At 63.3% G+C, this 25,416-nt stretch carries 22 protein-coding genes and 1 tRNA gene; 17 read left to right on the forward strand and 6 right to left on the reverse strand.

What is annotated here, in order from left to right; all coding sequences use genetic code 11:
- Positions 1 to 21 precede the first annotated feature (21 nt).
- Positions 22 to 1,515, forward strand: a complete 1,494-nt coding sequence (gene glpK, locus C7I85_RS16285; RefSeq protein WP_106725039.1) for a glycerol kinase GlpK — start codon at positions 22 to 24, stop codon at positions 1,513 to 1,515.
- 66 nt (positions 1,516 to 1,581) lie between these two features.
- Here the strand turns inward: glpK and C7I85_RS31675 are convergent, their stop codons facing one another.
- Complete coding sequence (locus tag C7I85_RS31675) at positions 1,582 to 1,836, reverse strand: BA14K family protein (RefSeq protein ID WP_428832866.1); 255 nt, start codon at positions 1,834 to 1,836, stop codon at positions 1,582 to 1,584.
- A 737-nt stretch (positions 1,837 to 2,573) separates the two neighbouring features.
- Between C7I85_RS31675 and C7I85_RS16295 the strand changes: the two genes are divergently transcribed.
- Positions 2,574 to 2,649, forward strand: a tRNA-Lys gene (locus tag C7I85_RS16295).
- 95 nt (positions 2,650 to 2,744) lie between these two features.
- Here C7I85_RS16295 and C7I85_RS30990 read toward each other — a convergent pair.
- Positions 2,745 to 2,906: a hypothetical protein gene (locus C7I85_RS30990; RefSeq protein ID WP_181257204.1), complete on the reverse strand. Its 162-nt coding sequence runs from the start codon at positions 2,904 to 2,906 to the stop codon at positions 2,745 to 2,747.
- 428 nt (positions 2,907 to 3,334) lie between these two features.
- Between C7I85_RS30990 and C7I85_RS16300 the strand changes: the two genes are divergently transcribed.
- Genes C7I85_RS16300 through C7I85_RS16310 form a run of 3 tightly spaced genes read left to right on the forward strand, consistent with a single transcriptional unit; the run spans position 3,335 to position 5,505 of the window.
- Entirely contained in the window at positions 3,335 to 3,730 is a 396-nt protein-coding gene (locus C7I85_RS16300) for a (R)-mandelonitrile lyase (protein WP_106725041.1), read from the forward strand.
- A gap of 15 nt (positions 3,731 to 3,745) precedes the next feature.
- Positions 3,746 to 4,735 (forward strand): aldo/keto reductase, encoded by a 990-nt coding sequence (locus C7I85_RS16305; RefSeq protein WP_106725042.1) that lies wholly within the window; start codon positions 3,746 to 3,748, stop codon positions 4,733 to 4,735.
- 29 nt (positions 4,736 to 4,764) lie between these two features.
- Positions 4,765 to 5,505, forward strand: a complete 741-nt coding sequence (locus C7I85_RS16310; RefSeq protein ID WP_106725043.1) for an SDR family oxidoreductase — start codon at positions 4,765 to 4,767, stop codon at positions 5,503 to 5,505.
- A gap of 60 nt (positions 5,506 to 5,565) precedes the next feature.
- Here C7I85_RS16310 and C7I85_RS16315 read toward each other — a convergent pair whose 3' ends face one another.
- The 3 genes from C7I85_RS16315 to C7I85_RS16325 form a co-directional block, all read right to left on the reverse strand.
- Positions 5,566 to 5,745 (reverse strand): hypothetical protein, encoded by a 180-nt coding sequence (locus C7I85_RS16315; protein ID WP_106725044.1) that lies wholly within the window; start codon positions 5,743 to 5,745, stop codon positions 5,566 to 5,568.
- Between the two features lie 102 nt (positions 5,746 to 5,847).
- Positions 5,848 to 6,834, reverse strand: coding sequence for a DUF1402 family protein (locus tag C7I85_RS16320; protein ID WP_106725045.1), 987 nt, complete (start codon positions 6,832 to 6,834; stop codon positions 5,848 to 5,850).
- Between the two features lie 154 nt (positions 6,835 to 6,988).
- The gene (locus tag C7I85_RS16325; protein WP_106725046.1) at positions 6,989 to 7,504 is read right to left on the reverse strand and encodes a DedA family protein; all 516 of its coding nucleotides are present in this window, start codon (positions 7,502 to 7,504) and stop codon (positions 6,989 to 6,991) included.
- A 211-nt stretch (positions 7,505 to 7,715) separates the two neighbouring features.
- On the opposite strand from C7I85_RS16325, the gene C7I85_RS16330 reads away from it, so the two are divergent.
- From C7I85_RS16330 to C7I85_RS16345, 4 genes are all read left to right on the forward strand, one after another.
- Positions 7,716 to 8,462, forward strand: a complete 747-nt coding sequence (locus tag C7I85_RS16330) for a cytochrome c biogenesis CcdA family protein (protein ID WP_106725047.1) — start codon at positions 7,716 to 7,718, stop codon at positions 8,460 to 8,462.
- A 164-nt stretch (positions 8,463 to 8,626) separates the two neighbouring features.
- Positions 8,627 to 9,976 (forward strand): bifunctional UDP-N-acetylglucosamine diphosphorylase/glucosamine-1-phosphate N-acetyltransferase GlmU, encoded by a 1,350-nt coding sequence (gene glmU / locus C7I85_RS16335; protein WP_106725048.1) that lies wholly within the window; start codon positions 8,627 to 8,629, stop codon positions 9,974 to 9,976.
- Between the two features lie 159 nt (positions 9,977 to 10,135).
- A complete protein-coding gene (gene glmS / locus C7I85_RS16340) occupies positions 10,136 to 11,959 on the forward strand; it encodes a glutamine--fructose-6-phosphate transaminase (isomerizing) (protein WP_106725049.1) in 1,824 nt (607 codons plus the stop codon).
- Positions 11,960 to 12,041: 82 nt separating this feature from the next.
- Positions 12,042 to 12,800: a DUF502 domain-containing protein gene (locus tag C7I85_RS16345; protein WP_106725050.1), complete on the forward strand. Its 759-nt coding sequence runs from the start codon at positions 12,042 to 12,044 to the stop codon at positions 12,798 to 12,800.
- Here the strand turns inward: C7I85_RS16345 and recG are convergent.
- A complete protein-coding gene (gene recG, locus C7I85_RS16350; RefSeq protein WP_106725051.1) occupies positions 12,752 to 14,860 on the reverse strand; it encodes an ATP-dependent DNA helicase RecG in 2,109 nt (702 codons plus the stop codon). The genes C7I85_RS16345 and recG overlap by 49 nt on opposite strands.
- A 93-nt stretch (positions 14,861 to 14,953) precedes the next feature.
- On the opposite strand from recG, the gene C7I85_RS16355 reads away from it, so the two are divergent.
- The 8 genes from C7I85_RS16355 (at position 14,954) to C7I85_RS16390 (ending at position 25,416) form a co-directional block, all read left to right on the forward strand.
- On the forward strand, positions 14,954 to 15,241 hold the full coding sequence (locus C7I85_RS16355; RefSeq protein WP_181257201.1) for a succinate dehydrogenase assembly factor 2: 288 nt from the start codon (positions 14,954 to 14,956) through the stop codon (positions 15,239 to 15,241).
- Between the two features lies 1 nt (position 15,242).
- Entirely contained in the window at positions 15,243 to 18,743 is a 3,501-nt protein-coding gene (gene mfd / locus C7I85_RS16360) for a transcription-repair coupling factor (RefSeq protein WP_106725053.1), read from the forward strand.
- A 499-nt stretch (positions 18,744 to 19,242) separates the two neighbouring features.
- Complete coding sequence (locus C7I85_RS16365; RefSeq protein ID WP_106725054.1) at positions 19,243 to 20,127, forward strand: VOC family protein; 885 nt, start codon at positions 19,243 to 19,245, stop codon at positions 20,125 to 20,127.
- Positions 20,127 to 20,960 (forward strand): 3-deoxy-8-phosphooctulonate synthase, encoded by an 834-nt coding sequence (kdsA, locus tag C7I85_RS16370; RefSeq protein WP_106725055.1) that lies wholly within the window; start codon positions 20,127 to 20,129, stop codon positions 20,958 to 20,960. The genes C7I85_RS16365 and kdsA overlap by 1 nt, the downstream gene beginning before the upstream one ends.
- 96 nt (positions 20,961 to 21,056) lie before the next feature.
- Entirely contained in the window at positions 21,057 to 22,331 is a 1,275-nt protein-coding gene (gene eno / locus C7I85_RS16375) for a phosphopyruvate hydratase (protein WP_106725056.1), read from the forward strand.
- A gap of 144 nt (positions 22,332 to 22,475) precedes the next feature.
- Positions 22,476 to 22,802 carry an FtsB family cell division protein gene (locus C7I85_RS16380; RefSeq protein WP_106725057.1) on the forward strand — a complete coding sequence of 109 codons (327 nt, stop codon included), beginning with the start codon at positions 22,476 to 22,478 and terminating at the stop codon, positions 22,800 to 22,802.
- A 175-nt stretch (positions 22,803 to 22,977) separates the two neighbouring features.
- The gene (gene pdhA, locus C7I85_RS16385; protein WP_106725058.1) at positions 22,978 to 24,018 is read left to right on the forward strand and encodes a pyruvate dehydrogenase (acetyl-transferring) E1 component subunit alpha; all 1,041 of its coding nucleotides are present in this window, start codon (positions 22,978 to 22,980) and stop codon (positions 24,016 to 24,018) included.
- Between the two features lie 12 nt (positions 24,019 to 24,030).
- A complete protein-coding gene (locus C7I85_RS16390; RefSeq protein WP_106725059.1) occupies positions 24,031 to 25,416 on the forward strand; it encodes a pyruvate dehydrogenase complex E1 component subunit beta in 1,386 nt (461 codons plus the stop codon).

The following is a 25,416-nucleotide window of genomic DNA, read 5'->3' on the forward strand; positions in this document are numbered from 1 at the left end:
AGGCATGAAGGGGGAGCGCGAATGAACGGTCTGGTGCTGGCAATCGATCAGGGCACGACCTCGAGCCGCGCCATCGTCTTCAATCAGGACAGGCGCGCCATCGGTGTCGGCCAGCAGGAATTTCCGCAGCATTTTCCCGCCTCCGGCTGGGTCGAGCACGATCCGGAAGACATCTGGCAAAGCGTTGTCGCCACTTGCCGGACAGCGCTGCAGCAGGCCAACTGCCGTCCGACCGACATTGCCGCCATCGGCATCACCAACCAGCGCGAAACCGTGGTCATCTGGGACGAGGAGACGGGAAAGCCGATCCACAATGCCATCGTCTGGCAGGATCGCCGTACCGCTTCGCTTTGCCGAAAGCTGAAGGCGCAGGGGCTTGAGCCGCTTTTCGCGCGCAAGACCGGGCTGCTGCTCGATCCCTATTTCTCCGGAACCAAGATCGCCTGGCTGCTCGACAAGGTGAAGGGTGCGCGCAAGCGGGCGGAGAAGGGCGAGTTGCTCGCCGGCACCATCGACAGTTTTCTGATCTGGCGGCTGACCGGCGGCAAGGTCCACGCCACCGATGCCACCAACGCCTCGCGCACGCTGGTCTACAACATCCGCGACAACGCCTGGGACCCGGAGCTTCTGGACATCCTCCGCATTCCCGCCTCGCTGCTGCCCGAGGTGAAGGACTGCGCCGACGACTTCGGCGTGACGGACAAGGAGCTGTTCGGCGCTGAAATCCCCATCATGGGCGTTGCCGGCGACCAGCAGGCGGCCACCATCGGCCAAGCCTGCTTCGAGCCGGGCATGATGAAATCGACCTACGGCACGGGCTGCTTTGCGCTGTTGAACACGGGCGCCGATTTCGTCAGCTCAAAGAACCGGCTGCTGACCACGATCGCCTATCGGCTGAACGGCAAAACCACATACGCGCTCGAGGGCTCGATCTTCGTCGCCGGCGCGGCCGTGCAGTGGCTGCGCGACGGCATCAAGGTCATCGGCAAAGCCGAGCACAGCGGCGAACTCGCAAATCACGCCGACGATACCCAAAACATCTATCTGGTGCCTGCCTTCGTCGGCCTCGGTGCTCCGCATTGGGATGCCGAGGCGCGGGGGGCGATATTCGGCCTGACGCGCAACACAGGCCCGGCCGAATTCGCGCGTGCCGCGCTCGAATCGGTCGCCTTCCAGACGCGGGACCTGCTCGACGCGATGAAGAAGGACTGGAAGGTCAATTCCTGGAAGACGGTCCTGCGCGTCGACGGTGGCATGGTCGCCTCGGACTGGACTATGCAGCGCCTCGCCGACATTCTCGATGCGCCGGTCGACAGGCCGACCACCTTGGAAACCACCGCCCTGGGTGCTGCCTGGCTTGCCGGCTCGCGGGCAGGGGTGTGGCCCGATGAAAAGACATTCGCCCAATCCTGGGCGCTCGACCGTCGATTCGAATCGCGGATGGACGAGAAACAGCGTGTGGCCAAGCTGAAAGGCTGGCGCGACGCGGTGCGCCGCACGCTCACCAAGACCTAGAAGTCGACGCAGAAATTATAGAGCCCGCATTTCCCAATGCGGGCCCAGAGTGTTTTTCGACAGTCATCAGCCAAAGGGCGAGACGCACTGGCGCCGCGGCCCGTTGAAGGGCTGGAAGGTGTTGTCCGCAGGCCGATACGACCGGAAGCGGTTGGCACACCACTGCGCATGGGGGTTGGACATATAGAAGGTGGGACCAGCAATCGCTCCACCTGCGAAAGCAGCTGCCGGGAACCACCAGCCGTTGTAGAAGCGGAAGCCCGGCCGGGCGGTGCGGAAGCCGCGATACCCATGCCAATAGAAGGCGTTGCCGCGCCACACGCCACCACGCGGACCATGCCAGCGCGCGACGGGCCTGGCGCCTATGCCATGCCATGCTACGCCGCGACCACGAGGCCCGTGCCATCGCACGACGCTTCTGCCGCCTATTCCATGACGCCATCGCACGCTACTGACACCGCGAGGCCCGCGCCACGCGGCGCCGCCACCTCGTGGTCCGTGCCAGCGGACGCCGCCGGCACGTCTCCGATACTGGACCGTCTGCAGACCCTCGTTATTCGGCTGCACCGTTGCCGGCCTCGGAATGTTTATCTCCCCCGCGCCAGCTGGCACAACGGGAGAAACGGCAACGGAAAGCGTAAGAAACGAGGCGCAAAGGCTCGAAAGAAGCTTACTCATCATAATCTCCTGCTACGAAAGCATAAGCATCCCTCGTTTGCATGAACGTCTCGCTTGCAGCGTTAGTTCCAGAAAATCACCAAGGCGCTGAAACTACAGGTATTTTTGCTTGTCACCGTGCGTTCGAACAGGATTTTGGTCGGCGCCCGGACGCCGTTTCCAACAAGCTGCTGAAAAGGTTGTTTTTCCGGTTGACCCGCCGAAGCACTCTCCCTATGTTCCGCCCCAATTTCGCGGTCGCCACAGGCGGCTCACGAAGACGCCCACCCTGGCTTCGGCCGACGATCCGGAAACAGATATTGCGGACCTCGTCTGCATTTTCGGTTTGCAGCGTTTCGGGGTATTTTGTTCGGCAACGGACGACAGGGCGGCTTGGCGAAGGGCTGGTAGCTCAGATGGTAGAGCACGGAACTTTTAATTCTGGGGTCATGGGTTCGAGTCCCATCCAGCCCACCAAAACTAGTAAGTAATTGATATTATTTCATTTTTTCGCTAGCCGGCGAAGGCGACAGTCCGCGTTCGGATCATGTCGCCGCGTGTCTCGATCGCTCTCACTTCCCTGAAGTTATCATCCCGTAGGCGAGAACCGCAGCAAAGGCGACGAAAACGGCGGTCACGCAGACCGTAACGATGATCGAGTCCATAGGCATCGGGAAAGCCTCTTTGCCTTGCGATCCGGCCCGATCGCCTTCTTTCAGATCGGCGGCCGGCAAGGCCGCCAAGCTTCAGAAGAGATTGCGGCCGTATTCGTTGGTACGATCTCCCTCATTCACGTTCGGGCCAGCCGGGCGCGTGGGGGTGATGCCGTAAGTTCTGGCGTGCGTTCTGCCGTCCACCGTGCGACCATAGTGATAGCGGGGAGGAGCTGTGACCCCGTACGCCCTGTGGCCTACCGTACGACCATAGTAGTTGGCAGGAGCTGTGATCCCGTATGCACCGCCAACGCCCGTGGTCGAGCATGCGGACGCAAGAGCCATGAGGCTCATGGAAAGCGAGAAAAGCAACGTGCGCATAGCCGTCACCTCCTTAGCCTTGGTTCACAAGCGTGCGCCTGCTCCGCGGGGTGCGCCAGTCAATTCATTTCACGATTTCAGTACTGGCGGGACGCCGAAAGGCTGACGAGAACCGAAGGGAAAGAGACATGCAAATCAAGCGAATCGGATCACAGCCGTCCGGCAAGGGACCGGCTGAATATTTCACTGGAACTGTACGCCTCGACTCCCCGTTTTCGGCAAGCGCGCCGGCGCGCGTCGGCGGTGCGATCGTCACCTTCGAGCCTGGCGCCCGTACGGCCTGGCACACGCATCCCTTGGGCCAGACGCTGATCGTGACGTCGGGCTGCGGCTGGGCGCAACGCGAGGGCGGCCCGGTCGAGGAAATCCGGCCCGGCGACGTGGTGTGGTTCGAGCCGGGCGAAAAGCACTGGCATGGCGCGACCGCAACGACGGCCATGACACACATCGCCATCGCCGAGTCACTCGACGGCAAAATCGTCGACTGGATGGAAAAGGTCAGCGACGAACAATACCGGGCATGACGCGAGGAGATCGCAATGCAAAAGCGCAGACTTGGAAACAGTGGCCTTGAGGTTTCGGCCATTGGGCTCGGTTGCATGGGGCTCAGCTCCGGCTACGGCCCGGCCACGGAAACGCAACAGGCGATCAAGCTCATTCGCGGCGCGTTCGAGCGTGGCGTGACGTTCTTCGATACGGCAGAGGTCTATGGCCCGTTCAAGAACGAGGAGCTATTGGGCGAGGCACTCGCGCCGATACGCGAGCAGGTCGTCATCGCCACGAAATTCGGCTTCGAATTCGACGACAAGGGCCGCCAGAGCGGCACGAACAGCCGCCCCGACCACATCAGGCAAGTCGCCGAAGCGTCGCTCAAACGGCTCAAGACCGACCACATCGACCTCTTCTATCAGCATCGCGTCGACCCAAACGTCCCCATCGAGGACGTAGCGGGGACCGTGAAGGAGCTGATCCGCGAAGGCAAGGTCAGGCACTTCGGACTGTCCGAGGCTGGTGCGCAGACCATTCGGCGGGCGCATGCGGTGCAGCCGGTCACGGCGCTGCAAAGCGAATATTCGCTGTGGTGGCGCGAGCCCGAGACCAAGGTTTTTCCGACGCTGGAGGAACTCGGGATCGGCTTTGTTCCGTTCAGCCCGTTGGGCAGGGGATTTCTCACCGGCACGATCACCGAAAACACGAGCTTCGACAGCAATGACTTCCGCAACAACGTGCCTCGGTTCACGCCCGAAGCCCGCAAGGCCAACCAGGCCCTGGTCGACCTGGTCGGCCAGATCGCGGCGCGGAAGAAGGTCACGTCCGCGCAGGTCGCGCTTGCCTGGCTGCTTGCCCAGAAACCCTGGATCGTGCCGATCCCCGGCACCACCAAACTGCACCGCCTGGAGGAAAACATCGGCGCGGCAAACATCTCGCTGACGCCCGACGACCTCCGCCAGATCGAGGTGTCTCTGGCGAGCGTCGAGGTGAAGGGGGACCGCTATACGCCTGAAATGCAGGCCAAGGTCGATCGCTGAGGCATCGACCACAAATCTAGGAAATCGCCATGACTGAGAACATCAAGGACAAAGTCGTCGTCATCACCGGCGCGAGCAGCGGGTTGGGAGAAGCGGCAGCGCGTCGTCTCGCCCGGGACGGAGCCAAGCTCATGCTCGGCGCGCGCCGTATTGAGCGGCTGCAGGCACTGGCCACGGATCTCTCACTGGGCAAGGACGCTGCTATCGAGACCGACGTCTCGCATTTCGAGCAGGTCAAGCATCTTGTCGACCGCGCGGTAGAGATGCACGGCCGCGTCGACGTCATCATCAACAATGCCGGCCTGATGCCGCAGTCGCTCCTCGAAAGCCTCAAGATCGACGAGTGGGACCGCATGATCGATGTCAATATCAAGGGCGTGCTCTACGGGATCGCGGCGGTACTGCCGTACATGAAGGCCCAGAAGAGCGGCCATATCATCAATGTAGCCTCGGTTGCCGGCCATAAGGTGGGACCGGGCGGCGCTGTGTACTCCGCGACCAAATATGCAGTGCGTGTGATCTCCGAGGGGCTGCGGCAGGAGGTAAAACCCTACAACATCCGCACGACCGTGATTTCTCCCGGCGCGGTCGCCACCGAGCTTCCCGACACCATCACCGACCCGAATGTCGCCGATAGGGTGCGCCAGCTCTACGATCAGGTCGCCATTCCGGCCGACTCCTTCGCCAGCATGGTGGTATTTGCCATGAGCCAACCGGAGGACGTCGACGTAAATGAGATCGTCTATCGGCCTACCAGGCAGGAGTATTGATCAAGGGATCGAGACGAGCGCCGTTTCGGCGACGGCGGCCGCTCGTGCGATCCGCGGCGATCAAACCGGAGGAAATGGCTGGGCCGGCGACGGGATGATCTCTTCTTCGAGCGGGTCGATCTGCTCACGTTCCTCATCGAGCTCGGGATCGAAGTCCGAAACATCAGGCTCCCATGACGGAGTGTCCGTCGAAGGGTCCTTTTCGGGCGTGGGACGCGGAGGGGCGCTGTCGGGCGACATGGCTGTTCTCCCTTTCAGGCGAAAACGTCGTCCGAAAGCCGATGTTCCGCCGAATGAGGTAGACCTGGCCGCAAGCGGAAGGCAGCCGCCAGACCGTCTAAATCACTGCGTCGTGGTGCCGAGCAGGGCTTTCAGTTGGTCCAGCCTGTCATTGATCAGCCAGCCATAATAGTTCTCGACGGGCAGCTTGCGGTCGCTGCCGCTGGCCACCGCCGCCCGTAGTTGGGCGGCGCGCCGCCTTGGCTGGCCCACATTGTAGAGCGTGGCGGTGATGCCGGGATTGCCGGAAATATCAAAGCCCTTGGCCGCATAGGCGTCGATGGAGTCGCGCACGATGGCGGCGATGTAGATGGAGGCCCGGTCCGGATCCATGATGTCGCGATAGATCGCCTGCGGCCGATCGGGTGTCAGGCGGTCGAAGCCGCTCACCTTGTTGACCATGTCGGTCACTTCGAGCGCCGTCAGCGGGCTGATCTGGCCGAGGCCAAAAGTCTGGCCGGCATAGAAGGGCTGGAAGAAGGCGCGCTGGAAGCTCAGCGGCTCATAGGCGACGCCGCCGACCGTCTTGCCGCGAAACGCCTCGTCCCACACCTGGTCGCGGCAGCTCCACAGCTCGGCGCTGCCCTGTTTGGCGGTGCAGCGCGAAAATTCTGGCCGCTCGAGGAAGGTCTGCACCGCGACGCCCTTGTAGCGGAAGGCGAAGTCGGCATTGGCATAGGCGAGCGCCTTCACATAGTAGGTCTGCATCGTACCGACGGCGCTGACATTGTAGGTGTGCTCGCCGACCAGCGCGCCGACGATATGGATCGGATCTATCCTATAGGTGGCGGCGGCCTTCTTGATCTGCGCCATCAGCTTGGTTTCGCGCTTCAGCAGCGCGATGATCTGCTCGTATTTGGCCTCGTAGGTGGTGTTGAAGGCGCGCGCCCTGAGTGCGGAAGTGTTCGGAATCGGTGGCTGGGTTGCGGACCTGTTGCCAGCGGGCACGACTACCATGGCGTCGGCCTGGACCGCGCCGACCGCAAGCGACCCGGCAACCAAGGCAGCCGCAAGCGCAACAGTGAGCCCCAACCTGTTCCAAGCTTTCATGAATGTCCTCCGCCGGATCCGCGGCCGACAAACCACGAATTGGCCCCAGATGCTAGAGCGACGGGCATTCTGACGAATGCTATTCCGCCGCTCTATCCGTTTTCCTAGCCGCATTTGTGCGACGCCAGACGATTCCGTCTGGCTGCAAAATGCTTTAGAAGATTTGACGCAGAATGGAGCCGGGCGCCAGCAGCACGAAAGCCCAGACGATGGCCGAGGCGACATTGGCCAGTTGGAAGTGCAGGCTGCGCATGGCAAACATGCCGGCGAGCAGCGGCACGACGGCGCGGAAGGGGCCGAAGAACCGGCCGAAAAACACGCTCCACGGTCCCCAGCGATCGAAGAAGACGCGCCCGCGCTCGACCATGGCCGGATGCCTGGAAAGAGGCCAGACCTTCGTTGCAGAATCCTTGAAATGGTAGCCGAACAGGTAGGACAGCCAGTCGCCCACGATGGCGCCGAGCGCGGCGCCCAGCCACACCGGCCAGAAATCCAGCTCGCTTATGCCCACAAGCGCACCGATGCCGATCAGGATGCCCCAGGCGGGTACCAAGAGCGATACGATCGCCATGGATTCAGCAAACGCCAGCGCGAACACAATGTAGGGCGCCCAGCTTGCGTTTTCCTGGGTGAAGGCGATGATCCCATTTACCAGCGTTTCGATGCTCATGCGTGCCTTTTAGAGGTTGAAAAGGTCCGCGTCGAGGCGCCGTCAGGGCGCGTTCGGCGGCGGGAATGCCCGGATATATGGAGGAAGACGTCGATATACAGGGCTGGCCCTCGCTCATTTTGCCAGGGTGACGATCTGCCACGCAGTCGTGATTGGAGCGACTGGTCTAGCGTGGCTATAAGCGGCGCAGACCTAAAGGGGCAATGAAAGCATGGCGTTGGATGTCGGTTATCTGAGTGCGATCGGGGCGGGGGCGCTGTCGTTTCTGTCCCCCTGCGTCCTGCCTCTGGTGCCGCCTTATCTTTGCTATATGGCCGGCGTGTCGGTCGAGGATTTCCGCGCCGGCGAGGGCAAGGCCTCGCGGACTGGCACGCGCAATGCGCTGCTTTTCACCTCCCTTGCCTTTGTTCTCGGCTTTTCGACGGTCTTCGTAGCCCTTGGCGCCGGCGCCTCGACGATAGGCCGCGTGCTGCGCGTCTGGCAGGAACCGCTGGCGATGGCGGCCGGTGTTCTTATCATCATCATGGGGCTCAATTTCCTCGGCGTCATCAAAATCCCGTTCCTGTCGCGCGAGGCGCGTTTCCAGGCGGAGGGCAAGCCGGCCAATGCCGTTGCCGCCTATGTCATGGGACTGGCCTTCGCGTTCGGCTGGACGCCCTGCATCGGACCGGTCCTCGGACCGATCCTGACGCTGGCCGGGGGGCGCGAGACTATGGGCGAGGGCGCTCTGCTGCTTGCCGCCTATTCGCTCGGCCTCGGAATACCGTTCCTGCTCGCGGCATTGTTCTCGGACAGCTTCATGCGCTTTCTCGGCCGTTTTCGCGTGCACCTCGGGCGCGTCGAAAAGGTAATCGGTGCGCTGCTCGTCGTCGCCGGCGTGCTGTTCCTGACCGGCGGCGTGCAGACCGCGTCCTACTGGCTGCTGGAGACGTTTCCCGTTCTCGGGCGGCTCGGCTGACCCCGGCGCGATGAGTTGAAAATGGCCTAACAAGGCATAACGCCCTGCCAGCGTCATAATCCTTTGCAGATCGTGACCCGGGGCATTTGCAAAACCCCTTCGCATTCTTGCGAATCGTGCTCTAGAACTGAGCCGATTCTTCCCGTTCACTTTCGGAAATCGCCATGACCGCACGTTCCTGCCTGTCGATCATCCTTGCCGCCGGTGAAGGCACTCGCATGAAAAGCGCCTTGCCCAAGGTGCTGCACAAGATTGCCGGCCTGCCGATGGTCGCGCATGTGACGCGCGCAGCCGAGGCCGCCGGCGCAGGCGATCTCGCGCTGGTCATCGGCCATGGCGCCGAACAGATGCGCGAGGCCGCGGCCTCCTTCGCACCGCGCGCCGAAACCTTCGTCCAGGCCGAGCGTCTCGGCACCGGACATGCCGTGCTTTCGGCGCGGTCCGCGATCGAACGAGGCTACGACGATATTCTGGTGATGTTCGGCGACACGCCGCTAGTCGACGCGGAGGCGCTGCTGGCTGCCCGCAGGAAGCTTGCCGACGGGGCCGCGGTTGTGGTTGTCGGCTTCCGCCCGCCCAATCCGGCAGGTTATGGCCGTCTCATCGAAAAGGATGGGGAACTGATCGCCATCCGCGAGGACAAAGACTGCACCGACGAGGAAAGGCGAATCGGCTTCTGCAACAGCGGGTTGATGGCGATTGCGGGCAAGCATGCTCTCTCGCTGCTCGACAAGGTCGGCAACGACAATGCCAAGGGCGAGTATTATCTGACCGACGTCGTCGAGATCGCCCATGCCGCGGGGCTGAAGGTGGTCGCCACCGAGGCAAGCTACGATAGCGTGCTCGGCATCAACAACCGCGCCGAGCTCGCCGAGGCCGAGGCCATCTGGCAGAAGCGCAAGCGCCGCGAGGTCATGCTGTCCGGCGTGACCATGATTTCTCCGGAAACCGTTTTCTTCTCGCACGACACCGAGATCGACCCGGATGTGCTGATCGAGCCGAACGTCTATTTCGGCTCGGGCGTCGCCGTGGCCAGCGGCGCGATCATTCACGCCTTCAGCCATCTTGAAGGCGCAAATGTCGGCCCCCGCGCCGAGATCGGTCCGTTCGCGCGGCTGCGGCCGGGTGCGAACCTTCACGAAAAGGCCAAGGTCGGCAATTTCTGCGAGGTCAAGAAGGCCACGATCGAGGCGGGCGCCAAGGTCAACCACCTGACCTATATCGGCGACGCGCGTGTCGGTCCGGGCGCCAATATCGGCGCCGGCACCATCACATGCAACTATGATGGCTATTCGAAGTTCTTCACCGATATAGGCGCCGGCGCCTTCATCGGCTCGAACTCCTCGCTGGTCGCGCCCATCATGATCGGCGACCGCGCCTACATCGCTTCGGGAAGCGTGGTGACCGAGAATGTGCCTGAAGACGCCTTGGCCTTTGGCCGCGCCCGCCAGAAGACACTGCCAGAACGCGCCAAGCAGCTGCGTGAACGACGTGCCAGCGCAGCGAAAAAATAACTTCGACAGATTATTCCTACGCATGAGCCGAAGGGCCGGCGGGTCGCCCGGCTCGGCCCTTCCGGCTGATATGAAACGACACGCAATGTGACTTTCTCCTGCCTGCGGCAGTCAGTAGACAGCCGCAGGGGCGAAATTCGGAATCGGGGCAAGCGAACGATGTGCGGAATTGTTGCGATTGTCGGCCAGACGGCCGTGGCGCCACTGATTGTCGATGCACTGAAGCGGCTTGAATATCGCGGCTATGATTCCGCAGGCGTCGCTACCATCGAACGCGGCAAGCTTGCGCGCCGACGCGCCGAAGGCAAGCTGGTCAATCTCGAAAAGCGCCTTAAGGCCGAGCCGCTCGACGGCAATATCGGCATCGGCCACACCCGCTGGGCCACCCACGGCATTCCCAACGAGACCAACGCGCACCCGCATTTCTCCAACGATGTGGCGGTGGTCCACAACGGCATCATCGAGAATTTTGCGGAACTGCGCGCCGAACTCACCGCCGATGGCTACGAATTCACCTCGCAGACAGACACCGAGGTGGTCGCCCATCTCGTCTCGCGCGAGCTCAAGCGCGGCGCCGATCCGGTTGCGGCTGCTCATGCTGCCCTGAAGCGCCTGGAAGGTGCCTTCGCACTCGCCATCATGTTCCGCGGCGACGAAAACCTCATAGTCGGCGCCCGCAACGGCCCGCCGCTGGCCGTCGGCCATGGCGAGGGCGAGATGTTCCTCGGCTCCGACGCCATTGCGCTCGCGCCCTTCACCAATTCCATCACCTATCTGGAAGACGGCGACTGGGCGGTGGTGCGCCGGGATTCGTTCAACATCTTCGACATCGAAGGCCAGCCCGTCGAGCGCAAGCGCCAGCAGTCGCTCAGCACCAGCTTCATGGTCGACAAGGGCAACCGCCGCCATTTCATGGAAAAGGAAATCCACGAACAGCCGGAGGTCATCTCCCACACGCTCGCCAACTATGTGGACTTCACCTCCGGCATTTCCAAGCCGCTCGACCTGCCCTTCGACTTTGCAAAAATCGACCGGCTGGCGCTGTCGGCCTGCGGCACGGCCTATCTCAGCGGCCTCATCGGCAAATACTGGTTCGAGCGCGTCGCGCGGCTGCCGGTGGACATCGATATCGCTTCCGAGTTCCGGTACCGCGAAATGCCGATCTCGAAGAACAGCGCAGCACTGTTCATCTCGCAGTCGGGCGAAACCGCCGACACGCTGGCCTCGCTGCGCTACTGTCGCAAGGCGGGCGTTCCCATCGGCGCCATCGTCAATGTCCGCGAATCGACCATCGCACGCGAATCCGACGTAGTCCTGCCGACGCTGGCTGGTCCTGAAATCGGCGTTGCCTCGACCAAGGCCTTCACCTGCCAGCTTTCGGTGCTTGCCTCGCTTGCCGTGCGCGCCGGCGTGGCACGCGGCACCATCTCGACCGAGACGGAAAAGGTTCTGATCCGCGCGCTCTCCGAAGCGCCGCGTTACGCCAACCAGGTCCTGAAGCTCGACGAGCAGATCGAGAAGGTCGCGCGCGAGCTTTCGCACTATCGCCATGTGCTCTATCTCGGCCGCGACACCAATTTCCCGCTCGCCATGGAAGGCGCGCTAAAACTCAAGGAAATTTCCTACATCCATGCCGAAGGCTATGCCGCGGGCGAGCTGAAGCACGGGCCGATCGCGCTCATCGACGAAAACATGCCGGTCATCGTCATCGCCCCGCACGACCGCATCTTCGAAAAGACCGTTTCGAACATGCAGGAAGTGGCTGCGCGCGGCGGCAAGATCATCCTGATCACCGACCGCAAGGGTGCCGAGCAGGCCTCGGTAAACACGATGGAGACGATCGTGCTGCCGGATGTGCCGGAGATCATCACGCCCATCGTCTATGCGCTGCCGATCCAGATGCTGGCCTATTTCACCGCCGTGTTCATGGGCACCGACGTCGACCAGCCGCGCAACCTCGCCAAGTCGGTGACGGTCGAATAAGCGGCCGCTCGGCCAAATTCGCTGTTCCAAAGGACGGTGTGCTTCACTAATGTTGCGCTGCAACCAGCGCGGCGGGTAAAGCATGTCTGATACGCACAAGACCTCGGCGATGACCCGGTTGAGGAATTATTTCCTGACCGGCTTCGTCGTCTGCGCGCCGCTGGCGATCACGGCCTACATCGCCTGGTCGTTCATCGGCTGGGTCGATTCATGGGTAAAGCCCTACATTCCGGCCGACTACAACCCCGATACCTATCTCTCGGTCAGGGTGCCGGGGTTTGGCCTCATCGTGGCGCTGGTGCTGATCACGCTGATCGGCTTCCTCACCGCCAACATCATCGGCCGCACGGTCATTTCGCTCGGCGAGCGCATCCTCGACCGCATGCCGCTGGTGCGCAGCATCTACAAGGCGCTGAAGCAGATTTTCGAAACCGCGCTTTCGAACAAGAACGAGATGTTCCGCACCGTCGGCCTGGTCGAATATCCGCGCAAAGGCGTCTGGTCGCTCGTCTTCGTGGCCGGCGACAAGCGCACGGAAATCAATGAAAAGCTGGACGGCGACGCGGAGGACCCGCTGATTGGTGTGTTCATGCCCTGCACGCCCAATCCCACCACCGGCTTCCTGATGTATGTGCGCAAATCCGAGATCGTCGTCCTCGACATGAGCATAGAGGACGGCGCCAAGCTCATCGTCTCGGCCGGCCTCGTCGCGCCCGAGGTCAAGAAGGCGGTCAAGGCCAAGGGTGTCACGATCGACGGCGCGATCGGCAATCCGGCCTTGGCCGACGCCGATCAGCCCGCGCGCAGCAGCCTCACCGCCTCGTCGCGCCCGAACAAATAGAGCAGCGTCCGCACGGCTTGCCCGCGCTCGGTCTTCAGCTCCGGGTCGCGCGTGAGCAGCAACCTCGCATCGTCGCGCGCGATTTCCAGCAAGTCCGCATGGGCCTCGATGCGTGCGACCTGGAATCCAGGCGTGCCGGACTGGCGCGTGCCAAGCAGCTCGCCTTCGCCGCGCAGCTTCAAGTCCTCCTCGGCGATGCGAAAACCGTCCTCCGTTTCGCGCATCACTGAAAGCCTGCGCTTGGCGGTTTCGCCCAGCGGGTCCTTGTAGAGCAGAACGCAGGTCGAGGCCTTGGAGCCGCGTCCGACTCGTCCGCGCAGCTGGTGAAGCTGCGCGAGGCCAAAGCGCTCGGCATGTTCGATGACGATGATCGTGGCATCCGGCACGTCGACACCCACCTCGATGACGGTGGTGGCGATCAGGATGCGCGTTTCGCCCTCCTTGAAGGCGCGCATGGCTTCGTCCTTCTCCGCGCCCTTCATGCGCCCGTGGACGAGGCCGATCCGGTCGCCGAACACGGGTTTCAGCGATGAAAACCGCTCTTCGGCCGACATCAGCTCGACCTCTTCGGACTCCTCCACGAGCGGACAGATCCAGTAAACTTTTTGACCCTCCGCGACGGCGTCGCGCATGCGCCCGACCAGTTCATTGAGGCGGTCGAATGGCAAGGTGACGGTGCGGATCGGCTGGCGCCCGGCCGGCTTTTCGGTCAGGCGCGAAACGTCCATGTCGCCGAAGGCCGTCAGCACCAGCGTGCGTGGGATCGGCGTCGCCGTCATCACCAGCATGTCGGGCGCATCGCCCTTGGCCGTCATGGCAAGCCGCTGATGCACGCCGAAGCGGTGTTGTTCGTCGATCACCGCAAGCGCCAGGTCCCGAAACTGCACCGTTTCCTGGAACAGCGCATGCGTGCCGACGACGAGATTGATCTCGCCATTCTCAAGCCCGGCCAAGATATCGGCGCGCTCGCGGCCCTTTTCGCGGCCGGTGAGGACCGCGATCCGCAAGCCGACCTTCTCGGCAAGTGGCGAAATGGACGCAAAATGCTGGCGGGCGAGAATTTCCGTCGGCGCCATCAGTGCCGCCTGTCCGCCGGCTTCCACCGCGCGAGCCATGGAAAGCAGCGCCACGACCGTCTTGCCCGACCCGACATCGCCCTGCAGCAGGCGCAACATGCGCTCCGGCTTCTGCAAATCGGCATCGATCTCGGTCAGCGCCTCGGTCTGCGAACGCGTCAGCTCATAGGGCAGGGCTTTTTTCAGCGCCGCGATCAGCTTGCCGTCGCCGGTCAGCGGCCGGCCGGAAAGCTTGCGTACGGTCGCCCGCACCAGCGCCAGCGAAATCTGCCCGGCCAGAAACTCGTCATAGGCGAGCCGCCGCCACGCCGCGCTGTCGGGCGAAACGTCGAGCGGGTCCGCCGGGTTGTGAATGCGCTGCAGCGCGTCGCGCATGGCGGGAAAAGTCTGCCGGCGCATCACGTCGGCGTCCTGCCACTCGGGCATTTCCGGCACGCGCTCCAGCGCCTGGCCAATGGCGCGGCGCAGCACTTTTGGCGACAGGCCCGCGGTGAGCGGATAGACCGGCTCGACCAGCGGCAGGCTGCCGGCCTCGGCCTTGCGCGCGATATGGTCCGGATGCACCATGCTCGGCCGGCCGTTGAACCACTCCATGCGGCCGCTCACGATCACCTCTTCGCCCACAGGCAGCGCACGCTCCAGCCACGAGGCGTTGGCGTGGAAGAAGGTCAGCGCGATTTCGCCCGTCTCGTCGAAGGCGTAGACCCGGTAGGGCACCGACTTGTTGCCGCGTGGCGGCGGCATGTGGCGGTCCACCGTCACCTCCAGCGTCACGATGGCGCCCGATGGCGCGAGCGCAATGCCGGGCCGGTTGCGCCGGTCGATCACCGAATTGGGCAGCGTAAAGACGAGATCGGCCGCGCGCGCCGGCCGGTCGCTGAGATCAGCAGGCACGATCTTGGCGATCAGGTCGGCTATTTTCGGCCCCACGCCGGCAAGCGAGGTGATCGGCACGAACAGCGGGTCGAGGAGGGAAGGGCGCATGTTTGGCAGCTTATGCGCCGCGCGACCATGTGCAAGGCTGACAGGCCGCGTCATCCACGCTATATGCGCCGCTCGGCAATCAGGATGTGGAAGATGACAGGCACGACGCGATCAAGTGAGGGACTCGACACGCGCCGCCGCAAGCTGCTGTTCCGATCCTGGCACCGCGGCATGCGCGAGATGGATCTGATTCTCGGCACTTTCGCCGACACCACCATCCACGATCTGTCCGACGCCGAACTCGACGAATACGAAAAGCTGCTGGAACTGCAGGATGCAGACCTGCTTTCGTGGTTCACCGGCGAGAGCGCCATTCCGGTCGCGCAAGACACCGCAATCTATCGCAAGATACTGGCCCAGCGCCTGTCCATGAGCTTCTAGGATGAGCCTGATCAAGAAAATCGGCCTGCCGAAGAGCGGCACCGGCCAGTTCATCGTCGATGGCGTGGCCGATGGCTACGAGGCCTTCGCACTCGTCACCGCTGCGCTCGAGGCCGCGCCCGACGGCCCCGTGATCTTCGTCGCCCGCGACGGTCAGCGCCTGCCAGCGATAACCGATGCGCTGGCCTTTGCCGCGCCGGAGCTGCCGGTGCTGGATTTCCCGGCCTGGGACTGCCTGCCCTATGACCGCGTGTCGCCCGGCGCCGATGCTGCAGCCCGGCGCCTCGACGCAATGGCCGCCATGGCTTCGCTAGCCAAGCAGCCGCACCGCGCCGTCATCCTCACCACGGCGAACGCGCTTCTCCAGCGCGTGCCGCCGGCCTCTGCCATCGAGGCGCAGACCTTCCATGCGCGGCCCGGCAACCAGGTCGACATGAACGTACTGATCGCGCGGCTGGAGAATTCCGGCTTCGACCGCGTCGCGACCGTGCGCGAGGTCGGCGAATTCGCCGTGCGCGGCGGCATTCTGGACCTTTTCGCCCCGGGTGCGGACGAGGCGCTGCGGCTCGACTTCTTCGGCGACACGCTGGAATCGATCCGCGCCTTCGATGTGGCAACCCAGCGCACCACCGGCCAGCGCAATGCGCTGACCATGCAGGCGATGAGCGAGGTGGCGCTGACACCCGAAGCCATCAGCCGCTTCCGCCGCCAATATATCGAAGCCTTCGGCGCGCCGTCGCGCGACGATGGGCTCTATGCGGCCGTCACCGAAGGACGCCGCTTCGCCGGCATGGAACACTGGCTGCCCTTCTACTACGAGCGGCTGGAAACCATCTTCGATTACCTGCCTGACGCGCCGGTCGTGTTCGACCATCTGGCGCGCGAGGCGTTGGGCGAACGCCACACGCTGATTCTCGATTATTACGAGTCGCGCCGCCATCCGGCGACGACGGGTGCGTTGAAAGAGGCGGTGCCCTACAAGCCGGTTCCCCCGGCCGAGATGTATCTGTCGCCCGACGACGTGGCGGCAGCCGTTGCCGACCGCATGGCGGTGGAATTCACGCCCTTCGACACGCCCGAAACCGGCGGCCGCAAGCTCTTGCATGCCGGCTCCAAGCCCGCACGCGGCTTCGAGCTCGAACGCGCCGATCCGAACGTCAATGTCTTCGAGCGGGTCGTGAATTATGTCGGCGACCTGCGCGCGGCCAAGCGGCGCGTGCTCATCGCCGGCTGGACGGAAGGCTCGCTCGACCGCCTGACGCAGATCCTGACCGAACATCAACTCGGCAACCTCAAATCTGTCGCGACGCTCGCCGATGTCGAAAAGCTCGGCCCGGGGCAGGCCGGTCTTTCGGTGCTGCCGCTCGAGGCCGGCTTCGAGACCGACGAACTCGTCGTCGTCGCCGAGCAGGACATTTTGGGCGACCGCCTGGTGCGCCGCTCCAAGAAGCGCAAGCGCGCTTCCGATTTCATCGCCGAAGCCGCGGCCCTTTCGGCAGGTGACATCGTCGTCCATGCCGACCACGGCATCGGCCGCTTCGTCGGCCTGCGCACCATCGAGGCCGCCGGCGCGCCGCACGACTGCCTCGAAATCCACTATGCCGGCGACGACCGGCTATTCCTGCCGGTCGAGAACATCGAGCTTCTGTCGCGCTACGGCTCGGATTCGGCCGAGGCCACCCTCGACAAACTCGGCGGCGGTGCCTGGCAGGCGCGCAAGGCCAAGCTCAAGCGCCGCCTGCTCGACATGGCCGGCCAGCTGATAAAGCTCGCCGCCGAACGCCAGATGCGCTCGGCCCCCGTCATCAGCCCGCCGGATGGCGTCTATGGCGAGTTCGCCGCCCGCTTCCCCTACGAGGAGACGGACGACCAGCAGCGCGCCATCGACTCGGTCATGGACGATCTCTCGGCCGGCAAGCCTATGGACCGCCTGGTCTGCGGCGATGTCGGCTTCGGCAAGACGGAAGTGGCGCTGCGCGCGGCTTTCCTCGCCGCCATGGAAGGGTTCCAGGTGGCGGTCGTGGTGCCCACCACGCTGCTCGCGCGCCAACATTTCAAGACCTTTTCGCAGCGCTTCGCCGGGCTTCCGGTGGTGGTGCGTCAGGCCTCGCGCATGGTCGGCTCCAAGGAGCTCGCTGAGACCAAGAAGGCAATTGCGGAAGGCACGGTCGACATCGTCGTCGGCACACACGCGCTGCTCGGCAACACGATCACCTTCAAGAACCTCGGCCTGCTTATCATCGACGAGGAGCAGCACTTTGGCGTCAAGCACAAGGAGCGCCTGAAGGAACTCAAGAGCGACGTGCATGTGCTGACGCTGTCGGCAACGCCGATCCCGCGCACGCTGCAGCTGGCGCTCACCGGCGTGCGCGAGCTTTCGCTCATCGCCACACCGCCGGTCGACCGCATGGCGGTTCGCACCTTCATCTCGCCCTTCGACCCGCTCGTTGTGCGCGAGACGTTGCTGCGCGAGCGCTATCGCGGCGGCCAGAGCTTCTATGTCGTCCCGCGCATTACGGACCTTTCCGAGATCCGCGACTTCCTGCACGGCTCGGTGCCCGAGCTGAAGATCGCCACCGCCCACGGCCAGATGCCGGCGGGCGAGCTCGACGACATCATGAATGCCTTCTACGACGGCCAGTACGACGTGCTCCTGTCGACCACGATCGTCGAATCCGGCCTCGACATCCCGACCGCCAACACGATGATCGTGCACCGGGCGGACATGTTCGGCCTCGCCCAGCTTTACCAGCTGCGCGGCCGCGTCGGCCGTTCCAAGCTGCGCGCCTATGCGCTGATGACCTTGCCGGCCAACAAGAAGCTGACCGACACCGCCGACCGGCGCCTCAAGGTGATGCAGTCGCTCGATACGCTGGGCGCTGGCTTCCAGCTCGCCAGCCACGACCTCGACATCCGCGGCGCCGGCAACCTGCTCGGCGAGGAACAGTCGGGCCACATCAAGGAAGTCGGCTTCGAGCTCTATCAGCAGATGCTGGAAGAGGCGGTGGCCGAGATCAAGGGCGATGGCGAAGCGCTGGACGGCGGCTGGTCGCCGCAGATCACCGTCGGCACGGCCGTCATGATCCCCGAAGGCTATGTGCCCGATCTGCAGCTGAGGCTCGCGCTCTACCGGCGCCTGGCCGATCTCGATTCGCCGGAAGAGATCGATGCGTTCGCAGCCGAGATGATCGACCGGTTCGGCCCGTTGCCTGAAGAGGTTCAGCATCTGTTGAAGATTGTCTTCATCAAGGCGCTCTGCCGCAAAGCCAATGTCGAGAAGCTCGACGCCGGCCCGAAGGGCGTCGTCATCCATTTCCGCAAGCGCGAATTCTCCAACCCTGCAGGGCTGGTGAAATTCATCGGCGAGCAGGGCTCGCTTGCCAAGATCAGGGCGGATCACTCCATCGTCTTCATCCGCGACTGGCCGAGCGCCGAAAAGCGCCTCGCCGGCTCGGCCGTGGTCATGACGCAGTTGGCGCGGCTGGTCGAAAAGGCTGCCTAGGCAGTTACCGCGCGAAGATGGGGATGAAATTCATCCCGCTTCGCGCGTAAGTTTCTGAAATCATTGGCTGCGAAACAAATTTGCAGCCCATTTCATCCCCCGCTTCTCTGCCTCGCGCATAATCGCGTGCATCGGCCTCACCGGGAACACGGGTCATGAACCGGATGAGCGTGGGGGCCGACGATGTCCGGGCTGGTGGCGTGACGGTAGCGCTGCTGGATGATGAATCCCCAAGTCCGGGCCCAGGGTGTGGCTGGCCGCGCGAATGCGGAGGCGAACAAACCCAGGCAAGCGCATCGAACGGGCGGTCGAAGGACCGCAAGATTTACCTAAACGAGCGTGTCCGACGACCGCCCGTCTTCCCAGGTTCCCTCATCCCGAGCCTGTCGAAGGGTGACAATGGCCAGACGCGAAAGCGGGCGTGGCGATGACGAAGCACGCCGCCGCTGACGACATGGCCGCTTGAACGCGCGCCGAATTTGGGGCACATGGCAGCCAGATGAGCACATCCGCTACGCCCCGTCCGCTCGACCACCTCGTGCTGCCGACCGCAGACCTCGGTATTGCGCGCGAGAGGCTGTCGGCGCTTGGCTTTACCGTAGCACCCATCGGCGTGCATCCCTTCGGCACCGAGAACGCCTGCGTTTACCTCTCCGACGGCACTTTCCTCGAACCGCTGGTCGTCGGAGACGCCGCCAAGGCCGACGAAGCGGTGGCGACGAAAAACGTCTTTGTCGCGCGCGACCGACAATTCCGCGTACGAAATGGCGAGGAGGGGCTTTCGGCTATCGTCTTCGGCACCGAGGACGCGGATGCCGACCATAAGACCTTCGTTGATGCCGGCGTTTCGGCAGGCGACCGGCTGGATTTCTCCCGGCCCTTCAAGGATGCTTCGGGCAAGGCCGACATGGCCTCCTTCCGGCTGGCCTTTGCCGCCGAGACGGACGCGCCGGACGCCTTCTTCTTCACGTGTGAGCGAGCCAATGTTCCGCAGGTCGACCGATCGGCCTTGCAGGCCCATGCCAACGGCGCCAAGCGCCTTGCGTCAATCATTGCCTGCGTAGACGATCCCGCAAGCCATGCGCGCTTCTTCGAAGCCGTCGCAAATGCTCCTGCGCTGCCTGCCGCAAACGGCGTGCTCCAGGTGATACTGCCGAACGCTGCGATCGAGCTTGTCGACCCCGCCGCATTCAAGGCCGATACCGGGCTCGGCGCACCTGCGGGCAATCTTCGGCTGGTTGCGATCGTCTTTGGCGTCGCCAGCCTGACCCAGACAAACAAAATTCTTCGCGCCAATGTCATCGAGTTCGACCATCGTGACAATCGGCTGATCGTACCTGCGGCACCCGGTCAGGGCGCCATTTTCATATTCGAGGAGCTTTGATGAACACGCCGAACCCGACCGTTACCGTGGGCAATGTGGTCTTCGACAACAAGGCGCCGCTGGCGCTGATCGCCGGCCCTTGCCAACTCGAGTCGCGTCAGCACGCCTTCGACATGGCCGGCGCACTGAAGGAGCTGACCCAAAAACTCGGCATCGGTCTGGTCTACAAGTCCAGCTTCGACAAGGCGAACCGCACTTCGCTGTCCGGCAAGCGTGGTGCCGGCCTCGAAACCGCACTTCCCATTTTCGAGGATATCCGCAAAGAGTTCGGCTTGCCGGTGCTCACCGACGTCCATACGGAAGAGCAGTGCGCTCTCGTGGCCGGATCGGTCGACATTCTGCAGATCCCGGCGTTCCTGAGCCGCCAGACCGACCTTCTGGTTGCTGCGGCCAACACAGGTAAGCCGGTCAACGTGAAGAAGGGCCAGTTCCTCGCTCCCTGGGACATGAAGAATGTCGTGGCCAAGGTCACGAACTCGGGCAACGCCAATGTGCTTGTCACCGAGCGCGGCGCGTCTTTCGGCTACAACACGCTGGTTTCGGACATGCGCTCGCTGCCGATCATGGCCGAGACGGGTGCGCCGGTGATTTTCGATGCCACCCATTCGGTGCAGCAGCCGGGCGGGCAGGGTGGCTCCTCGGGCGGCGACCGCCGTTTCGTGAAGACCCTGGCGTCCGCGGCCGTGGCCGTCGGCGTCGCCGGCGTCTTCATCGAGACGCATGAGGACCCGGACAACGCCCCTTCCGACGGTCCGAACATGGTTCCGCTGAAGGACATGCCCGCGCTGCTTGAAAAGCTGATGGCGTTCGACCGCGTCGCCAAAGGCAACTGAGTTCGACGCCCGGTCGCCCGGGCGTCTCATTGCGTTTTTACTGCCCATCGCTAAGACGGGCGCCACCTTATCCGCCACGATCCGAGGGACACCACAATGACCGCCATCATCGAAATCATCGGCCGCGAAATTCTCGACAGCCGGGGCAACCCGACCGTGGAAGTGGACGTGGTGCTGGAAGACGGCTCCATGGGCCGTGCTGCCGTGCCGTCCGGCGCCTCGACCGGCGCGCATGAGGCCGTGGAACTGCGCGACGGCGGGCCGCGCTATCTCGGCAAGGGCGTCGAGCGCGCCGTCGAAGCGGTCAATGGCGAGATCTTCGAGGCCATCGGCGGCATGGAGGCCCAGCACCAGGCCGAAATCGATCAGACCATGATCGATCTCGATGGCACGCCCAACAAGGCTCGCCTCGGCGCCAACGCAATTCTCGGCGTCTCGCTTGCCGTCGCCAAGGCAGCGGCAATCGCCTCGAACCTGCCGCTCTACCGCTACGTCGGCGGCACCAATGCACATGTGCTGCCGGTGCCGATGATGAACATCATCAATGGCGGTGCCCATGCCGATAATCCTATCGACTTCCAGGAATTCATGATCATGCCGGTGGGCGCGCCCACCTTCCGCGACGCCGTTCGCTGGGGCTCGGAGATCTTCCACACGCTGAAGAAGGCGCTGAAGGATGCCGGCCACAACACCAATGTGGGCGATGAGGGCGGCTTTGCGCCGAACCTGAAGAACGCCCAGGCTGCCCTCGACTTCGTCATGCAGTCGATCGAGAAGGCCGGCTACAAGCCCGGCGACGATGTTGCCATCGCGCTGGACTGCGCATCGACCGAATTCTTCAAGGGCGGCAACTACGTCTACGAAGGCGAGAAGAAGACCCGCGATCCCAAGACCCAGGCCAAGTATCTCGCCAAGCTGGCAGCCGACTACCCGATCATCTCGATCGAGGACGGCATGGCCGAGGACGATTGGGAAGGCTGGAAGATGCTGACCGATCTGGTCGGCAAGAATGTTCAACTGGTTGGTGACGACCTGTTCGTCACCAACTCGGCCCGCCTGCGCGACGGCATCCGCATGGGCGTTGCCAACTCGATCCTGGTCAAGGTCAATCAGATCGGCACGCTCACCGAGACGCTCGACGCGGTCGAGACCGCACACAAGGCGGCCTACACCGCCGTCATGTCGCACCGCTCGGGAGAGACGGAAGACTCGACCATCGCGGACCTGGCCGTCGCCACCAATTGCGGGCAGATCAAGACCGGTTCGCTCGCGCGCTCCGATCGCACGGCCAAGTACAACCAGCTCATCCGCATCGAGGAAGAGCTCGGCAAGCAGGCTCGCTATGCCGGCCGCTCGGTTGTGAAGGGCTGACAAGGGCCGGATTTTCCGGCGCTATCCTGATCGGACAGGGGCGAGGGCAACCTCGCCCTTTTTCATTGGGGCCGGAATTTTTATCCCCCGTAACCGGACATTAAGCATAATGGGGCCAGATGAGACGCATCAAGGAAATGCGCCATGTGGACACGTCAGCATAGAGAGAGAAATACCGGCCGCTTCATCGTGCCGGGCCTCACCGTTCTGTTCCTTTCCTATTTCGGCTTCCACGCCTATCACGGCGAGCTGGGTATCTATTCCAAGTACCGGCTGCAGGCGCGGGCGGTCGAATTGCAGGCGCAACTCGATGCCGTCAGGTCCCGTCGCATCGATCTTGAGCGCCGCGTTCAGTTGCTGCATGATGGCACGCTCGAGAAGGACATGCTCGACGAGCAGGCCCGCAAAGCGCTGAACCTTTCGCACACGGATGAGATCACCATCATCCGTTCGTCCGACTGGGCAAATTAACCGAAATCCGGTTAATCGAAGATATCCCCAATGATTGCAGGTGCTTAGCTGCATGCCTGCCATGCATTTTTCCGCATAGCGGAAGGGTGGATTGCGTGCTAGTTTTCTCCCCAATCGGAGGGGGATTGTGCGCTCCCTCCAATGTCCGAAAAGAGACATTACTAGGGAGTGATGCATGGCATCTGCCGCCAGGACGGCGTCCGCGAAATCGAAAGCGGACGGCAAGACCACCGCGCTTGTAGCGCCCAAACCCGTAGAATTCACCAAGGAGCAGGAGCTCAAGGCCTATCGCGACATGCTGCTGATTCGGCGCTTCGAAGAGAAGGCCGGCCAGCTTTACGGCATGGGCTTCATCGGCGGCTTCTGCCACCTCTATATCGGCCAGGAAGCTGTCGTCACCGGCATGCAGATGGCGTTGATCGAGGGCGACCAGATGATCACCGCTTACCGTGATCACGGTCACATGCTTGCCATGGACATGTCGCCGCGCGGCGTCATGGCCGAGCTTACCGGGCGCCGCGGAGGCTACTCCAAGGGCAAGGGCGGCTCCATGCACATGTTCTCCAAGGAGAAGAATTTTTATGGCGGCCACGGCATCGTCGGCGCCCAGGTTTCGCTGGGCACGGGCCTGGCCTTCGCGAACCGCTACCGCGACAACAAGAACGTCTCCCTGACCTATTTCGGCGACGGCGCAGCCAACCAGGGCCAGGTCTACGAAAGCTTCAACATGGCCTCGCTGTGGAAGCTGCCGGTGGTCTATATCATCGAGAACAACCGCTACGCCATGGGCACCTCGGTGAGCCGCTCTTCGGCCGAGACCGATTTCTCGCATCGCGGCGCTTCGTTCAAGATCCCCGGCATCCAGGTCGACGGCATGGACGTGCGCGCAGTGAAGGCAGCCGCCGATCTCGCCGTGGAATGGTGCCGCTCCGGCAAGGGTCCGATCATTCTCGAGATGCAGACCTACCGCTATCGCGGCCACTCGATGTCGGACCCCGCAAAATACCGGTCGAAGGAGGAGGTGCAGAAGATGCGCTCCGAGCACGACCCGATCGAGCAGGTCAAGGCGCGGCTGCTCGACAAGAAATGGGCGACGGAAGACGACCTGAAGGCGATCGACAAGGAGGTGCGCGACATCGTGGCCGACTCGGCCGAGTTCGCGCAGACCGATCCGGAGCCGGATGTGTCCGAGCTCTACACCGACATCACGCTGTAAGGGGGCACAGACATGCCGATCGAAATCCTCATGCCCGCCCTCTCGCCGACCATGGAAGAGGGCAACCTGTCCAAGTGGCTCAAGAACGAAGGCGACAAGATCGCCCCCGGTGACGTGATCGCCGAGATCGAGACCGACAAGGCAACCATGGAAGTGGAAGCCGTCGACGAAGGTACGCTTGGGAAGATCCTCATCCCCGCCGGCAGCGAAGGCGTCAAGGTGAACACCCCGATCGCCATCCTCGCCGTCGAGGGCGAAGACATCGACAAGGTCGGAGAAGGCATCGGCGAGGAAGAAGTGTCGCCCAAGGCGCCGGTTGCCGCTGAGAAGCCTGCCGAGCCTGCAAGGCCCGCTCCCGTTGCCGCCGCGCCGAAGGTCGAAGTGGCTGCAGATCCGGATATTCCGGCCGGCACCGAGATGGTTTCCATGACGGTCCGCGAAGCGCTGCGCGATGCGATGGCCGAAGAGATGCGGCGTGACGCCGACGTCTTCGTGATGGGTGAGGAAGTCGCCGAATATCAGGGCGCCTACAAGATTACCCAGGGCCTGCTGCAGGAGTTCGGCCCGCGTCGCGTGGTCGATACCCCGATCACCGAGCACGGCTTTGCCGGCGTCGGCGTCGGTGCGGCCATGGCCGGCCTGAAGCCGATCGTGGAGTTCATGACCTTCAACTTTGCCATGCAGGCCATCGACCAGATCGTGAACTCGGCCGCCAAGACGCTCTATATGTCCGGCGGCCAGATGGGCGCTCCGATCGTCTTCCGTGGCCCGAACGGCGCGGCAGCCCGCGTCGCCGCCCAGCACTCGCAGTGCTATGCGGCGTGGTACAGCCACATTCCAGGCCTCAAGGTCGTGATGCCTTATACGGCAGCCGACGCAAAGGGCCTGCTGAAGGCCGCGATCCGCGACCCGAACCCGGTCATCTTCCTCGAGAACGAAATCCTCTACGGCCACTCCTTCGATGTGCCGAAGCTCGATGATTTTGTCCTCCCGATCGGCAAGGCCCGCGTCCACAAGCAGGGCAAGGACGTCACCATCGTCTCCTTCGGCATTGGCATGACCTATGCGGTGAAGGCCGAGGCCGAGCTGCGCGAGATGGGCATCGACGCCGAGATCATTGACCTGCGCACGATCCGTCCGCTTGACTACGACACGATCATCGAGTCGGTGAAGAAGACCAACCGCCTGGTCGTCGTGGAAGAAGGTTTCCCGCAGAGCTCGGTCGGCGACCACATCGCCAATCAGGTCTCGCGCCGCGCCTTCGACTATCTCGATGCACCGGTCATCACCATCGCCGGCAAGGACGTGCCGATGCCTTACGCCGCCAACCTCGAAAAGCTGGCGTTGCCGAATGTCGGCGAAGTCGTCGAGGCGGTCAAAGCGGTGACTTATCGGTAG

This window comes from Pseudaminobacter soli (ex Li et al. 2025) (assembly GCF_003012705.1).
In the GTDB taxonomy this organism is placed as follows: domain Bacteria; phylum Pseudomonadota; class Alphaproteobacteria; order Rhizobiales; family Rhizobiaceae; genus Pseudaminobacter; species Pseudaminobacter soli.